General features: G+C 34.8%; 15 protein-coding genes. 5 read left to right on the top strand and 10 right to left on the bottom strand.

Annotation, left to right across the window (positions count from 1 at the left end; genetic code table 11):
• Together ACZZ9T_RS01030 and ACZZ9T_RS01025 are read right to left on the bottom strand one after the other, a co-directional pair.
• Entirely contained in the window at positions 1-444 is a 444-nt protein-coding gene (locus tag ACZZ9T_RS01030; protein WP_463442969.1) for a T9SS type A sorting domain-containing protein, read from the bottom strand.
• 755 nt (positions 445-1199) lie between these two features.
• Positions 1200-1556: a hypothetical protein gene (locus ACZZ9T_RS01025; protein WP_463440562.1), complete on the bottom strand. Its 357-nt coding sequence runs from the start codon at positions 1554-1556 to the stop codon at positions 1200-1202.
• A 205-nt stretch (positions 1557-1761) separates the two neighbouring features.
• On the opposite strand from ACZZ9T_RS01025, the gene ACZZ9T_RS01020 reads away from it, so the two are divergent.
• On the top strand, positions 1762-3051 hold the full coding sequence (locus tag ACZZ9T_RS01020; RefSeq protein WP_463440561.1) for an alkaline phosphatase family protein: 1290 nt from the start codon (positions 1762-1764) through the stop codon (positions 3049-3051).
• 51 nt (positions 3052-3102) lie between these two features.
• Here ACZZ9T_RS01020 and ACZZ9T_RS01015 read toward each other — a convergent pair whose 3' ends face one another.
• Positions 3103-3990: an NmrA family NAD(P)-binding protein gene (locus ACZZ9T_RS01015; protein ID WP_463440560.1), complete on the bottom strand. Its 888-nt coding sequence runs from the start codon at positions 3988-3990 to the stop codon at positions 3103-3105.
• A 95-nt stretch (positions 3991-4085) separates the two neighbouring features.
• Here ACZZ9T_RS01015 and ACZZ9T_RS01010 point away from each other — a divergent pair, with 95 nt between their 5' ends.
• Positions 4086-4442 (top strand): winged helix-turn-helix transcriptional regulator, encoded by a 357-nt coding sequence (locus ACZZ9T_RS01010; protein WP_463429585.1) that lies wholly within the window; start codon positions 4086-4088, stop codon positions 4440-4442.
• Positions 4443-4578: 136 nt separating this feature from the next.
• On the opposite strand, the gene ACZZ9T_RS01005 is transcribed toward ACZZ9T_RS01010, so the two are convergent.
• The 6 genes from ACZZ9T_RS01005 to lpxK form a co-directional block, all read right to left on the bottom strand.
• Positions 4579-5634 (bottom strand): NAD(P)-dependent alcohol dehydrogenase, encoded by a 1056-nt coding sequence (locus tag ACZZ9T_RS01005; RefSeq protein ID WP_463429584.1) that lies wholly within the window; start codon positions 5632-5634, stop codon positions 4579-4581.
• Positions 5635-5676: 42 nt separating this feature from the next.
• Entirely contained in the window at positions 5677-7161 is a 1485-nt protein-coding gene (locus ACZZ9T_RS01000; protein ID WP_463440559.1) for an alpha-amylase, read from the bottom strand.
• A gap of 42 nt (positions 7162-7203) precedes the next feature.
• On the bottom strand, positions 7204-8298 hold the full coding sequence (gene dinB / locus ACZZ9T_RS00995) for a DNA polymerase IV (protein ID WP_463440558.1): 1095 nt from the start codon (positions 8296-8298) through the stop codon (positions 7204-7206).
• A gap of 72 nt (positions 8299-8370) precedes the next feature.
• Entirely contained in the window at positions 8371-8886 is a 516-nt protein-coding gene (locus ACZZ9T_RS00990) for a TlpA family protein disulfide reductase (RefSeq protein ID WP_463440557.1), read from the bottom strand.
• Positions 8887-8966: 80 nt separating this feature from the next.
• Positions 8967-10058 (bottom strand): PIN-like domain-containing protein, encoded by a 1092-nt coding sequence (locus ACZZ9T_RS00985; protein WP_463440556.1) that lies wholly within the window; start codon positions 10056-10058, stop codon positions 8967-8969.
• 30 nt (positions 10059-10088) lie between these two features.
• Complete coding sequence (lpxK, locus tag ACZZ9T_RS00980; protein WP_463440555.1) at positions 10089-11114, bottom strand: tetraacyldisaccharide 4'-kinase; 1026 nt, start codon at positions 11112-11114, stop codon at positions 10089-10091.
• Positions 11115-11304: 190 nt separating this feature from the next.
• Between lpxK and truA the strand changes: the two genes are divergently transcribed.
• Both truA and ACZZ9T_RS00970 read left to right on the top strand, forming a co-directional pair.
• A complete protein-coding gene (truA, locus tag ACZZ9T_RS00975; protein ID WP_463429580.1) occupies positions 11305-12039 on the top strand; it encodes a tRNA pseudouridine(38-40) synthase TruA in 735 nt (244 codons plus the stop codon).
• A gap of 148 nt (positions 12040-12187) precedes the next feature.
• Positions 12188-13939, top strand: a complete 1752-nt coding sequence (locus ACZZ9T_RS00970) for an ABC transporter ATP-binding protein (protein WP_463440554.1) — start codon at positions 12188-12190, stop codon at positions 13937-13939.
• Here the strand turns inward: ACZZ9T_RS00970 and ACZZ9T_RS00965 are convergent.
• A complete protein-coding gene (locus tag ACZZ9T_RS00965) occupies positions 13934-14281 on the bottom strand; it encodes an FEKKY domain-containing protein (RefSeq protein WP_463440553.1) in 348 nt (115 codons plus the stop codon). The genes ACZZ9T_RS00970 and ACZZ9T_RS00965 overlap by 6 nt on opposite strands.
• A gap of 358 nt (positions 14282-14639) precedes the next feature.
• Here ACZZ9T_RS00965 and ACZZ9T_RS00960 point away from each other — a divergent pair, with 358 nt between their 5' ends.
• A complete protein-coding gene (locus ACZZ9T_RS00960) occupies positions 14640-14855 on the top strand; it encodes a hypothetical protein (RefSeq protein ID WP_463429577.1) in 216 nt (71 codons plus the stop codon).
• Positions 14856-14862 lie beyond the last annotated feature (7 nt).

Genomic DNA, 14862 nt, shown 5'->3' with positions numbered 1-14862 from the left:
TTACTTTTTAATCAATTTAGCATTCGCCGTTTTGTTCGTATCTGTTTTAATGGTTACCAGATAAGCTCCCTGAATCAAATTCTGCGTATTAATCTTGGTCACTTTGTTTTTGGTTTTTAGTGTTTGGAGCTGTCTTCCGCCCATGTCATAAAGCGTAATATCCGCTTCCTTAAAATCGAATCCAATCTCCACATAACAGTAATCCGATACCGGATTCGGATAGATTTTGATGTCTTGTTTTTCAATTAATTGATCAAGCTGTTTATCTCCCAGCTTAACGATCTTCCAGTTTTCCTTTCCTAATTCTTCGGCACTGGTTCCAGCTAAAATAATTGAGCCGTCTCTGTTTAATTTGATGTCAGACAAACGTTCTTCCTTCTGTCTCGATTCTCCTTTTACATGTTTTCTCCACTGTTCACTGCCTTCAGAATTTAAATACAACATCCAGAAGGTTTCGTCATCGGTTTCAATTCTGCCTTCCGCCTGAGTGTAACCGCCGAGTAAAATTCCCTGAGTTAAATCTTTATTCTTTTCTCTGTCATCTTTCCTCTGAATCACATTCATCCCCATCAAAACATCCCTGTTTTTAAAATTGTAGGATTTTTGCCAAAGTTCTTCGCCCCGGTCATTTAAAGAAATCAACCAGATATCGGTTCCTTCTTCAATTCCTGTTGTTTTATTTCCGGATTTTTCTGAACGGCTTTCACCACCTACAAGAAATCCTGTAGAAGTCATTGCCAAAGTTCTTAAATGGTCATCGCCTTTACCTCCAAAGTTTTTTTCCCATTCTACTTTTCCTTCTTTATTTAGCTTGACAATCCAAAAATCTCCTTCACCAAAATTTTCGGTTTTCTTTGAACCACCAACAGTACTTCTTGAATAAATTCCGAGCAAAGCACCGCCGTCCAAAGTAGGAATCATCTTTTCCACTTCATCCAAACCTTTTCCGCCTAAAATGATTTGTGACAGTTCTTTTCCGTTTTTATCGAGTCTTGAGATCACTACATCTTTCGAACCGTAACCTTTTGGAGCATTCTGAACATTTCCGGCTACAAAAAATCCGAAATCTGTGGTTTGAATCACTGCTTTCGCTTCTTCATCAGAAGTTGATCCCAAGGTTTTCTGCCAGAGTTCATCTCCGAATTCATTGATTCTTATCAACCAAATGTCGCTGCCGCCTTTTGCATTGTCTTTTTTGTCTAAACCTGCATTGGAGTACGAAGTTCCTGCCAGTAAAAAACCGCCTTCCTGTGTCGCAACTGTGGCAGAAAGAAAATCATGGTTCTGTCCCGAGAAATATTTTTCCCAGACTTCCTCACCCTGTTGGTTGAGCTTGACCAAGTGAAAATCGTAACCGTTGTTTTGTTTGTTTTCGGAGTCAGTTTTTTTGCATGAATGGAACTTCCTGTAATGAGATATTGCTGATCGATCGTGGTGGTTACCTGAGAAAGAAAATCCTGAGTGGAGGATTTGATGTCTTTCTGCCATACCACATCCTGAGCATAGAATATTGCAGCAGTGCATATAAGGAATGCACTCGTGTAGAGTTTTTTCATCATAGAGTTTTTTTAGTTGCTATTAATTTTTTGCTAATATAAAAATATATTTCAATCTTTCATACAGCTAAAACTTACTTTACTTTTATTTAATGCAAAGATGTCATTCTAATGCGACAGAACCTGACGTAATAAATAATGTTTTTTTAATCTGACAAATTTTTTACAAAGTATTACACGAACTACCTTTGCCAAAAAATTCATAATGAAAGGACTTTCGTTTTTCCTGTTTCTTATTTGTGTTTCTGTTTTTGCTCAAAAGACAATTTCAGATACTGCTCAGGTGATTATTCCCAACCGATTCAATAATATAGAAGCACAATCAAAACCTTACGTAATTATGATTTCTTCGGACGGTTTCAGATACGATTATGCCAAGAAATATAATGCTGAAAACCTTTTAAAATATTCAAAAGCTGGAGTTCAGGCTAAAGCTATGACTCCTAGCTATCCAAGTATCACTTTTCCGAATCACTGGAGTTTGGTTACCGGATTATACCCTTCTCATCATGGTTTGGTTGATAACTTCTTTTACGATTATGAATTGAAGAAAAACTACGCCATGAACAAAAAAGAAATTGTGGAGGAAGGAAAATGGTACGGCGGAATTCCGCTTTGGGCATTGGCGGAAAAACAAGGAATGTTGAGTGCTTCGTTACAATGGGTAGGTTCTGCAAGTGATGCAGGAGGAAAAAGACCAACCTATTATTATCCGTATCATGAAAAGTTTAAACCTTTAGAAAAAGTTGATAAAGTAATTAATTGGTTAAAATTACCGGAAGATCAAAGACCGCATTTTATTTCATTATACTTTCCGGAAGTTGATGGAGCAGGACATCATTTTGGTCCGGATGCTAAAGAAACAGATGCAGCAGTTCATTTGATAGATGACTCAATTGGAAATTTAGTTGAGAAAGTAAATAAGTTAGGGTTGAAAAATGTCAATTTTATTTTCGTTTCCGATCACGGTATGATACAGGTTGATGGCGGAAATCCTCTGGAAATTCCTAAAATTCTTTTCAACAAAGAAAGATTTGATTTTTATAATTCTCAGACTTTGGCAAGGGTGTATGTAAAAAACTCAGAAGAAGTGAAAGATATTTTTAAAGAATTAAAAGAAAATAAAACAGATGACTACGAGGTTTATCTGGATAAAAAGTTGCCTAAATATTTACATTTCGCAACCAAGGATGATCGGTATAATAGGATAGGGCAGATTCTCCTGATTCCGAAAGCGCCCAAAGTATTTTTAGAAAAAGATCAGAAAACATCTCTAGGAAAACACGGCTATGATCCAAAATTAGTACCTGAAATGAAAGCAGTGTTTTACGCATGGGGATCTGAAATTAAAAATAATTTAATTATTGATGAATTTGAAAATGTAAATGTTTATCCGCTTATCGCTGAAATTTTAGACCTAAAATTGGAAAACAAAATTGACGGAAAGCTGAAAGTCCTGAAAAAAACTTTGAAAAAAATAAAAAGGAGCAGATAGAATATATGAATAGAGTTTCGGCGGGCCAAAGGCCCGCCGAAACTCTTGCAACTATAAAGAATTAAATTGATCCGCAAACTCTTTTGCAAATTCTTCCAATTTCGTTTCACCATTAATGGGCGAACCATATTTAATAAAATCATCCTGTACGACACCATTTCTTATTCCTCTTCCCATTTCTTCATACAGTTTCGCCATTTCTTCGGGAAGTCCGGCTTGTGACATTCCTTCAAAAGTCTGTTCATCCGTAAATTCTACCCAAGGCAAATCTGGTTTTCCAATTTCTGAACCCAATACTTTCGCAAAATCTCTTGCTTCAAGGTTGTCACTTACCACATAACGGATCTTTTGGTCAGATGAGGTTTTTACCAGTTCTTCAGCTGCTGCTTTTGCAATATCTTTCGGATGTACCAATGGAACTTTAATTTCAGCAGAGTAATTGGCTCCGATAATTCCGGCATTTTTAATTAACGGAATATCATTGAAGAAATTAATATAAAAATACCCTGCTCTAAGAAAAGTTGAAGAAACGGTTTCAAGATCGCTGTACATTTTTTCAATATGATAAAGACCTGCAATGGGTCCGTTTTCTATTGGAGAATCTGCGCCTACACTGCTGAGCATTACCAGACGTTTTACTCCTGTTTCTTCAATAGCATCAGCGTAAATTTCACCAATTTTAATGGTATTTTGTATAATATTGCTCTCACTTACAAGAGGCGGAGTCATCAGAAAAACCGAATCGGCTCCGGAGAAAGTTTCTTTCAGGAATTCTAAATCTGAAATCGATCCGATAGCGGCTTTTGCACCTAAAGTTTCAATTTCTGATTGCTTTGCTTCGTTGCTGCTGATTACTGTAATGTCGTGACCTTCTTTAATTAATTGCTGTGCTAATGGTCTAGCGACGTTCCCAAGGGAACCTGTGATGATAATTTTCATGAGTGAATTTTTTAATATTAGATGTTGTTTATTTCTGATAACAAAGTTATATTTGTACTTACTTTTATACAAGTACTTACCCTAAAGTATGTAACATGACGGCAATCAAAGAAAATTCTACCATTCAGGAAAACAGAAAACATTTATTGGATCAGTGTCCCGTAATGTATGTCATGGAAAAGATTTCCGGTTTTTGGAAACCTGTTATTCTGTTTCAGCTTTCTACAGGAGAGAAAAGATACAGCGAACTGAAAAGAGCAATTCCTACAGTTACGGAAAAAATGTTGATTCAGCATTTAAAACAATTAGAAAATGACGGACTTGTCATCAGAACCGCAAAACCGGTTGTTCCGCCTCACGTAACATATAAACTGAGTGAAGCAGGAAATAAACTCGCTCCTGTGATTGATGCGATGGCAGAGTGGGCATATCAGGATATGGAGCAGAAATAATATCAGCAGCTTTTTTAAGATAAAGTCTGCGTAGTCTCCTTAATCTTCAAAATAAATTCAAAAGATTTTAAACTCATTTAAACAAAAAAAATACCCTTCAGAGCGAAGGGTATTTCTAAATATATCTTTAAAAAGTCTATGACAAAGATTTCATGTCAATCACAAAACGGTATCTCACATCGCTTTTCAGCATTCTTTCGTAAGCATGGTTGATGTCTTGCATTTTAATCATTTCAATTTCAGAAACAATATTGTGCTCTCCGCAGAAATCAAGCATTTCCTGAGTTTCAGCGATTCCACCGATAACAGAACCGGCAACAGATTTTCTTCCCATAATCATTGGCGGAGTAAAAAGTGCTTCATCCATTTTACCAATAAAACCTACCAAAACATGAGTTCCGTTGACATTTAAAGTCGAAATATAAGGATTTACATCATGGTCATAAGGAACAGTATCAATAATTACATCAAATTTTCCTGTAACAGATTTCATCTGCTCTTCATCTGTAGAAATGACCACATGATCGGCACCCAGTTGTTTTGCATCTTCAGATTTCCCCGGAGTTCTTGAGAATAAAGTAACCTCAGCTCCCAAACCTTTTGCCAGTTTGATTGCCATGTGACCCAATCCGCCTAAGCCAACGACAGCAACTTTAGAATCAGATCCTACATTCCAGTGTTTCAGAGGCGACCAGGTTGTAATTCCGGCACAAAGAAGCGGTGCAACAGCAGCTAAATCTAAATTTTCAGGAATTCTCAAAACATGGTCTGCATCTACCACCACTTTTTCAGAATATCCACCGAAAGTATGACCTCCTAAATGCTCATCTTTTCCGTTATAAGTTCCGATAAATCCGTTTTTGCAATACTGTTCAAGATCTTGTTTACAGCTTTCACAAGTTCCGCAAGAGTCTACAATACATCCGACTCCGGCTAAGTCTCCAACTTTGAATTTTGAAACTTCACTTCCAACTTTTGTGATTCTTCCTACGATTTCGTGCCCGGGAACTGCAGGATATTTTGTTCCGCCCCAGTCGTTTCTTGCTGTGTGAAGATCTGAGTGGCAAACACCACAATATAGAATTTCTATTTCTACATCTTTTGCGGTTGTTTCTCTTCTCTCAATATTCATTTCATTTAAGTCGGCTTCCTTAGATTCCGTACCGTAAGCTTTTACTGTGTATGTATTCATTTTTTAATTATGTTTGAATTTAAATTAATAGTTGTAAATAAATTATTTTTTAGGTGATTCTGGTATCCAGACGCTCACATTACCTGCAGGAACGGGAAAGTTTCCCCATCCATTTTCATCAATGATAATTGTATCTTCGAATCTTTTTAAAGCATCAACAAAATTTTTACCGGCATATCTTTTTCCTACTTCCATAGGTTTATTGTATGCGTCTTTATTGCTGAGCGTTACGGCAAGACCTTCATGTTCTTCATCACCTTCACGAGTCCAGCCAAGACAGTTTGCGTCTTCGAAATAATCTCTCTGAAAGCCATAAGCATTGTTTTTTCTGGCAACCAGCATTTCTTCAATACCGTCCACTTTATCCAGAAATATTTCCTGTTCGTTTCCTTCACGGTCATTATCCTTATAACTTGCACCATACAGATCGGGATAAAAAACACACGGATAACCATTTTCTCTCAATAAAATTAAAGCATAGGCTAAAGGTTTAAACCATCCTTCTACCGGTGCTTCCAAATCCTGTAATGGTTGAGTGTCATGATTATCAACAATACTTACAGAATGCAGTGGGTCGGCTTCAGTCAAAGTTTCCTCAAAAATTCTCCGCAAATCATACGAGTCACCTTCATTAGATGCAGTGTGAAAATTGTGGTGAAGCGAGCTGTCAAAAAGACTCATGCAGCCTTCCGTTGTATCGATATATTTTTGAAGTAAATTCAGTTGCCCGGGAGCCCAATATTCTCCAACTGCAAAGATGTTTTTACCGGAATTGGAACGCAACATCGTCAACCATTCTTTATAGAAATCATAAGAGATATGCTTCAGGGCGTCTAATCTTACACCATCAAAATCTGTCTGTTCAATATACCATTGTGCCCAGTTGTTGAGTTCTTCTCGCACGTGAGGATTTCTATGTTCCACATCATTGAACATAAGATAATCGTAGTTTCCCTTTTCGTCATCGATCATTTTTTCCCAGTCGTTACCGTATTCAGATTGAATTTTGTAGATGTGAGATTCTTTTCCTTCTGCATAATCTACACCGCTGAAACAGGTGAAATTCCATTCAAAATCTGAGTATTTTTTTCCTCTTCCCGGAAATGTAAATTTGGTGTATGACTGAATATCAGAAAAATCTGAAATTATTTTTTCACGATTTTCTTCATCCACTTTAGCAGCCTTAAAGGTTTCAAGCTCATCGCCACCTGCTTTATGACCCAAAACAATGTCAACAATGACCTGTATGTTTTCTTTTTTTAAAGCTTTGATACAATCAAGATATTCTTGTTTCGATCCGTATTTGGTCTTTACACTGTTTTTTTGGTCAAATTCGCCCAAATCATACAGATCGTATGCATCATATCCTACAGAATTCCCCCCGTTTGTTCCTTTGTAAGCTGGAGGAAACCAAACGGATGTGATTCCTAATTGTGATAAATATTTTGCCTCTTTTTCGGCATGTTTCCATAGTACACCGTCTCCGTCACTGTACCAATGGAAAAATTGAATCATTGTCTGGTTCATAGTTATTGTATTTGGTAGTATCAATTTAATGAAAATTACTATCTAATCTTCGAATTCCTCAAAACGAATCTTCAGCTGAACAGAAATCTGCTTTTTTTCTTCGGTATTGAGATGAGATAACGACAGACCCAATAATCGTACCGCTTTATCGTAGGGACGGAGTTCCCAAAGTTTTTTTGAAATTTTAAAATATTCTTGTGATGTGGTGAAGTATTCTTCCTTCGTAATACTTCTTGTATACAGTGAAAAATCTTTATATTTTATTTTTAACGTTAAAGATCTGCCTTTAATATTGTTTTTCTGAAGCCGATTGTGAAGTTCTTCACTAAGGCTGCCAAGTTTTTCATTGATCTGTTGCTCATCAGAAAGATCTTCAAAGAAAGTTCTTTCAACTGCTACGCTTTTCTGAATCCTGTGAGGCTTAACTTCAGAATGATGAATTCCTCTTACCACATCATAATAGTATTTTCCTGATTTACCGAAAAGTCTGGTTAAATCTTCCAGCGATCTTTTCTTTAAATCTTTGCCTTTAAATATCCCTAAAGTAAACATTTTATTGGCAGTTACTTTTCCGACACCATAAAATTTTTCGACAGGAAGTTCTTCCAAAAATTTTTCAATTTTTTCTGGATGAATTGTTTTTTGCCCGTTGGGTTTATTAATATCTGAAGCTACTTTCGCCAAAAATTTGTTGACAGAAATTCCTGCCGAAGCTGTTAAACCCGTCTGTTCAAATATTTTCTGACGAATTTCTCTGGCAATCTGATTGGCAGATTCTATTTCTTTTTTATTTTTGGTTACATCAAGATAGGCTTCATCCAGTGAAAGGGGTTCTACCAGATCTGTATATTCATAGAAAATCTCACGAATCATTCTTGAAATCTCTTTGTACCTCGAAAATCTTGGCGAAACAAAAATAAGATGCGGACATTTTTCTTTCGCAGTCTTACTCGGCATTGCAGAGCGCACCCCGAATTTTCTGGCTTCATAACTTGCTGCTGCAACTACACCGCGATGTCCGCCGCCTACAGCAAGTGCTTTTCCTCTCAGTTCGGGATTGTCATGCTGCTCCACGGAAGCATAAAATGCATCCATGTCGACATGAATTATTTTGCGGAGCGGAAAAGGCAAATCCATATCACAAAGATATGGATTCTAATATTTTATTATTCAATGTAAAAATTTTAAGCTTTAGCATCAAACTTTGCTTTATTTCAAAAGTCTGTCTATCGTAGCCTGAATTTCCGGATCTTCAGGAGAAATGGCGTAATATTTTGCAATCTCCGATTTTTGGTTGATCACCATGTATCTGGGAATCCAGTTGAGGTCGACATAATCGTTGAAATCATTTTTCCAGCCTGTCGAAAACCAATAATTTTCTTTTTCTTTCATATTGAATCTCTCAAGACTGCTGTCAAATTTCTCTTTTGATCTTTCGAGTGAAAAGAAAACAAAATCGATGTCTGGATTATTTTTCTCTAATTCTTCAGCTTTGGGGAGTGCTTTTAAACAATCTCTGCACCAACCTGCCCAAAAATCGATCACCAAAACTTTTCCTTTATGTTGGTTTAATATTTCCTGAACACTTATTTTTTTACCGTTTTCATCTTCAAGTTGTTGCTTTAAGGCTACTTTTGAAAACTGAGTTTTTGTAACTTCAGGTGTTTTTTGAGAGCATCCTAAAGTGAAAATACCCAACATCAAAAATGTTATTAACTGCTTCATTCTATTTTTTTTACAAATCTAAACATTGAAATGTAATTTAAAAATGAAACTTAAAAATAATTTCTTGAAAGAAGAAGTTATTATTCGTTTATATCTTTTCTAACGCTTACATCCTTGGCATTATTAAATAACTTATCTAACTCTGAGGCAATTTTCTCATAATTAATGTTTGTGGATAATTTATTAATTTCATCTTGACTTAATGAAGAAAGCGATGAACCGCCATAATATTTTGCTTTACGTCGATAAGTGGGGTTAACAAGTTCTATTTTTGAATTAGTTTTCTCATCAAAAACACGAATTTCTTTAATTTCTTCTAATGTTTTATCATCAATTTCTGGTAAGAGTTTTCTTTCTTTAGCGAAATGTAAAAAACTATCAGCATTGTAAATTAAAATCCGAATCCCAGTTAAATCATAAAATTCTTTTATTAGTTCTTCCCTAGGTCTTATTGTTTTACCTTTCTCAATAGTCCACCAATCTTCTTTTCTATCGTCAGTTACAAAAATTATTGGTTTCTTTTCTTTCTTTGTGTACTCAATTAATTCTTTCCAAATTATGAGATCTCCATAAATATTTCTATCTCCCTTATTTTTTTTCTCCTCCATGTCCATATAACCTGGGGGAATTTTTTCTGCATATCTTTCTCTACCATCATCGTAGATTTTCTTTAAATCTGATTTTTGAAAATCCTTCCCTATACTATTTTGAAACAGATCTGTTATGGAATACAGCAAAGAATCATCATATTCAAAATCAGGATGCGTTTTTTGCTGATCTTCTAATTCTTTTGATATTTGAAGCAAGAATTTACTATTTAATTTTTCTAAAGAATCTAATTTTAATGAAGGATGCTTTTTAAATCTATCAAGTTGTTTTTCAATGTTTTCTTGAAAACATTTTTTATACGAATCTTCTAAATCTTTATATGCAGACTTTGTACCAGCTATTACAATAAGTCTGTTTTTGTGAAACTCAAATGCAGCTTGGTATGGTATAAAAAGTCTTTTTTGAATAGAATTTAAAGCATTAATAAAATCGTTTCTTGTACTTTCTGAATAGCGATAAAGATTTAGAATAGAATTAGCATCAAAACAGAATATACCTTCATCCCAAGATTTATCAGTTTCTTCTTTCGTAGGATTATAAAACCCAATAAATTCTTTTTTCATTAAAATTTAATTTGTGTTTATATGGATAAATTATTTTTTGTTAACGTAATTCAATATCATTTGATTGAACTCTTCTTTCTTGTCAATAACGACATTGATCGGCCAATAATAAACCAGATCTCGCAGATAATCGAAAGTTTTCAAACGTACATAATCTTTTTCTGTGGTCAGAATCAATTTATACTCTCCCAGTTTTTTGTATTCTGCTACGATATTTTTGATGTCCGCATCAGAAAAATTATGATGATCTCTGAATTTCAAATGTTTTACTTTCTGAGAAAATTTAGACAAATGATTCAGCAAAGGTTTTGGGTTGGCAATACCTGTGATGAGCAGAATGTCATAATAGCTGAGGTTATTGTCTGGCAACATTTTATCTTTTGAATATACATTTTCATCATATCCAATCGATGAGAAAAATACTCTCTGATTATGAGCGGGTCTTATTCTTGAGATGTAATATTGTTTGGTTTCTTCCGTCAGTTCATCGGGACATTTGCTGACCATGATGATATCTGCACGGCCTGCTCCCGCTCTCGATTCTCTCAAATCTCCTGCCGGGAGAAGATGATCTTTAAAATAAGGATCATTAAAATCAGTCATCAAAATATTAAATCCGGCTTTGATCGCTCTGTGCTGCATTGCATCATCAAGAATCAAAACATCAAGATCCATATCACCGATTACTTTTTTGGCTCCGGGAACTCGCTCTTCAGAAACTGCAATTACAAAACGGTTTTTGAAACGTTCAAATAACTGCATCGCCTCATCACCCACAGTTTTATAATTGCTGTCGTAGTTGGTCACTTCATACCCTTTCGTCAGTCTTCCGTAACCTCTAGACAGTACTCCGGTTCTGTAATATTTAGATAAAGATTTAGCCAAATACATCACCATTGGCGATTTTCCGCTTCCGCCCACAGAAAGATTGCCGACGTTAATAATCGGAGTGGTGAATTTCGTGGATTTTAATATTCCCAGATCATACATGGTGTTTCGGACGCCCGTAACCATGTGATAACCTAAAGAAAAAGGATAGAGATACCATCTTTTCATACGTTGGCAAAAATAAGAATTTTATAGACGATTTTTTAGAATATGTCTATGATTTATCAACAATTATTTTCAAAAATCATTTCTTAATTATTGTTAAATTAAATTATTTTTGCAATATTGTTTTAAGCTCATCCTGAAGTAAAATTCTTAAGTAGGAATAGCTTAGTTTAAAAAATAAACTTATTTTGATTTGAGGTATTTTATAGAATTTTCATACAACGGTAAAAATTATTTTGGTTATCAGGTTCAGCCGAAAGATATTTCTGTCCAGGAAGAACTTGAAAACGCACTTTCCACCATATTACGGGAGAAAATTAAAACAGTAGGAGCGGGGAGAACAGACACTGGAGTTCATGCCAAGAAAATGTATGCTCATTTTGAGACCGAGCAGATTCTAAGCAATCAGCTGACTCATCAACTCAATAGTTTTCTTCCTGCAGATATTTCTGTTAAAAGAATTTTTAAAGTTAAAGACGATTTTCATGCTAGATTTGATGCTACTTTCAGAACATATGAGTATTACATTTCGCTGGAGAAAAATCCATTCACCCAGGATTCCGCTTGGCAACTCTGGAGAAAAAATCTGGATGTTTATAAAATGAATGAAGCCTGTAAAATTCTTTTTGAATATGAAGATTTTACAAGCTTTTCTAAATTGCACACCGACAACAAAACCAATCTCTGTAAAATGTATAAAGCAGAATGGGAACAAAACGGAACTGAGTTGAAATTTACTATTTCAGCCAACCGTTTCCTCAGAAATATGGTGAGAGCTGTGGTAGGAACGATGATTGAGGTGGGTTCCGGGAAAATTCTGCCTGAAGATCTACGCAAAGTGATTGAGGACAAAAACCGGAACTCTGCCGGAACTTCTGCACCCGCTCACGGGCTTTTTCTGGTGGATGTGGGGTATGAATTTGATTAGAACCAAACAGTTACTCGCTTTTGAGGTTAATTATTGTTTATTATAATGGCTGTAATCAGTTTTTTCTACATAGTTATCAGTTTGTAAAATTTTAAAGTCTTAATTTTGCAGAGAATTTTTCAAATTAATTCTTTACGTCAATTCTATAATGAAAAAACAAGATACCTGGGCAATTGTAAAGAGACTTTTCTTCATCGGTATGAAGTTTCGTTCATGGTTTATTTTTACCCTGATTATTTCTATTATCCTATCCATAGTTTCTACTTACAGACCTTATCTTACCATGCAGATTGTAGATAATGACATTACTAAGCTGAAAGATGAAGCGTTGATGATGAAGCATATTTATGCTTTGGTAGGATTGGTTTTTGCCGAAACGATCTTAAATTTCTTTTTAGTTTATTTTTCAAACTATATTTCGCAAAATGTCATCAGAGATATTCGTGAGCGATTGTATAATAAACTGATCTATTTCAGAACTGCTTTTTTTGATAAAACTCCGATTGGGCAGCTTGTGACTCGTGCCGTTGGTGATGTTGAAACGATTGCGACGGTTTACACAGACGGCTTTTTGATGGTTTTCGGAGACGTTTTGAGAATTATTTTCGTCTTGTTTATGATGTTTCAGGTCGATGTGCATTTGAGTTATATCTCATTGGCTATTTTACCTTTAATGGTTGTTATAACAAGATTCTTCCAGAAAAGATTAAAAAAAGCTTTTGGTGATGAAAGAAACTGGACTTCCAACCAAAACTCGTTTGTTCAGGAAAGATTAGCAGGAATGCCGATTATTCAGGTTTTCAACAGGCAACAGGCAGAATTTAAAAAATTTGATGAGATTAATATCACTCTGAAGAGTGCTTTGCTGAGAACGGTTTTTATCTTTTCACTGTTTTTTCCTGTTGTTGAATTGATTTCTTCACTTTTCATTGGTTTTGTCCTTTTTTATGGTGGTTATATTACAATTAGTGCAGGTGTTGTCATTGCATTTATCCAGTTTATTTCAATGTTGATTCGGCCGTTAAGACAGATTGCAGACCGTTTCAATAATATTCAGCGTGGAATTGTAGGTGCGGAAAGGGTTCTAGGAATTATGGATGAAGACTACGCAATGCCCAATAAAGGTAAAATTGCTAAAGATCATTTTGACGGAAAGATTGAATTTAAAGCCGTACATTTTGCTTATGACGATAAACAGGAAGTTTTAAAAGGGATTGATTTTAAAGTAAATCCAGGTGAAACTGTTGCAATTGTCGGGGCAACCGGAGCGGGAAAATCTACAATTATCAGTTTGATTACAAGATTATATGACATCAATTCTGGCGAAATTTTTATTGATGATGTAGAACTGAAAGATTATGAATTGTATAATCTAAGAAGTCATATTGGTGTTGTATTACAGGATGTTTTCCTTTTCCACGGAAGCATTTTTGAAAACCTAGCGTTCGGGGATGAATCGGTAACATTAGATAAAATAAAAGCCGGCGCCAAAGAAATTGAAGTAGACGAATTTATCGAAAGTCTTCCCGGAGGTTACGAATATGTGGTAAGCGAAAGAGGCTCGTCTATTTCACTCGGACAGAGACAATTGTTGTCTTTCCTGAGAGCTTATTTATCTGACCCGAAAATCTTGATTTTGGATGAGGCAACTTCATCAATCGATCATGAGAGCGAAAAATTGATTCAAAGAGCGACAGAAAAAATCACCAAAAACAGAACTTCAATTATTATCGCACACCGACTTTCTACCATAGAAAAAGCAGATAAAATTATCGTGATGGATCAGGGTAAAATCGTTGAAGAAGGAAAGCATCTTGAGCTTCTTGACAAAAACGGATACTACGCAACTTTGTATAAAGCACAATTGAGACACGAAGTTGAAATAGTGGAGAAGTTATAATCCGAAAGGAATAAAACCAAGATCTTTTTTCCATACTTCGCCGAATTTTTCTGTGAGAAATTTAGCGACCAACTTATTATTTTCTTTTGCTTTCTGAGATAAAAACTGGCTGATCACACAATTTTGGTAGATCACCGCGATTCCGTATTTTTTTCTGAATTCTTCGTGATTTCTCGACATGATTCCGAACTGTATAAAATGAGGAGTATTTTCATCATACACAACCATTTTATGATTTTCTTTTGTATTCACAGTTTTAACCTTGTCTTTGGTGTTCTGTGAAAAAATGACAATCGGAAATGACCATAGGCTAATTAGTAAAAATGTTTTTAATTTTTTCATCTGGTAATTTATTTGAACATTTGATTCAAAACTTGACTAGGAGTTAAATGCAAATATCAGCGCTTGTTGATTAATGCATTTTTTTAAGCCAGAATTACAAAATTCTTGGAAGTTTATATTTAAAATTTACCTTTAAAATAACAATCTGTTAACATTAAATTCACATTAAATTAATTTATTATTCACAAACAGACACTTAGGTATAGTTTTTGATATTTAGTGTTTTAATTAAAAAAATGGTAAACCCTATGGTTAATTTAAAATAATTGACTAAATTTAATAAATATTTGGCTGAGGTGTTTAATATATAGGGGGTAAGCCAGATAAATAACAGTAATTTTAACTAAACAATATGATAATGATGGATACTATACAAGATGAATTTCAAGTTCTGAGAGAAGAATTAAAGAAATTAAATATTGATGTGCAAAAAATAGTAAAAGTAGGAAATGGCAGTATGGATTTTCATGAAGTTTTCTACAAATCTCCACGATATGATGATATAAGAACAGTATATGTGCAGCGTCACACATTAGATCATCTTATTGAAAAATTTAAAGATGCTTACAAATAAAAAAACA

This window comes from Chryseobacterium sp. AC417 (assembly GCF_979258215.1).
The sequence above is the reverse complement of the archived record's forward strand: the minus strand, read 5'-3'. Positions and strand labels throughout refer to the sequence as shown.

Excerpts from the sequence above, each read along its gene's own strand:
- ACZZ9T_RS01010 (WP_463429585.1), top strand. The coding sequence starts at position 4,086 with ATGACGGCAATCAAAGAAAATTCTACCATTCAGGAAAACAGAAAACAT.
- ACZZ9T_RS00985 (WP_463440556.1), bottom strand. The coding sequence starts at position 10,058 with ATGAAAAAAGAATTTATTGGGTTTTATAATCCTACGAAAGAAGAAACT.
- ACZZ9T_RS01015 (WP_463440560.1), bottom strand. The coding sequence starts at position 3,990 with ATGAAAATTATCATCACAGGTTCCCTTGGGAACGTCGCTAGACCATTA.
- dinB (WP_463440558.1), bottom strand. The coding sequence starts at position 8,298 with ATGGATTTGCCTTTTCCGCTCCGCAAAATAATTCATGTCGACATGGAT.
- ACZZ9T_RS00960 (WP_463429577.1), top strand. The coding sequence starts at position 14,640 with ATGATGGATACTATACAAGATGAATTTCAAGTTCTGAGAGAAGAATTA.
- ACZZ9T_RS00965 (WP_463440553.1), bottom strand. The coding sequence starts at position 14,281 with ATGAAAAAATTAAAAACATTTTTACTAATTAGCCTATGGTCATTTCCG.
- lpxK (WP_463440555.1), bottom strand. The coding sequence starts at position 11,114 with ATGAAAAGATGGTATCTCTATCCTTTTTCTTTAGGTTATCACATGGTT.
- ACZZ9T_RS01020 (WP_463440561.1), top strand. The coding sequence starts at position 1,762 with ATGAAAGGACTTTCGTTTTTCCTGTTTCTTATTTGTGTTTCTGTTTTT.
- ACZZ9T_RS00990 (WP_463440557.1), bottom strand. The coding sequence starts at position 8,886 with ATGAAGCAGTTAATAACATTTTTGATGTTGGGTATTTTCACTTTAGGA.
- ACZZ9T_RS01030 (WP_463442969.1), bottom strand. The coding sequence starts at position 444 with ATGTTGTATTTAAATTCTGAAGGCAGTGAACAGTGGAGAAAACATGTA.
- ACZZ9T_RS00970 (WP_463440554.1), top strand. The coding sequence starts at position 12,188 with ATGAAAAAACAAGATACCTGGGCAATTGTAAAGAGACTTTTCTTCATC.
- ACZZ9T_RS01000 (WP_463440559.1), bottom strand. The coding sequence starts at position 7,161 with ATGAACCAGACAATGATTCAATTTTTCCATTGGTACAGTGACGGAGAC.
- ACZZ9T_RS01005 (WP_463429584.1), bottom strand. The coding sequence starts at position 5,634 with ATGAATACATACACAGTAAAAGCTTACGGTACGGAATCTAAGGAAGCC.
- ACZZ9T_RS01025 (WP_463440562.1), bottom strand. The coding sequence starts at position 1,556 with ATGAAAAAACTCTACACGAGTGCATTCCTTATATGCACTGCTGCAATA.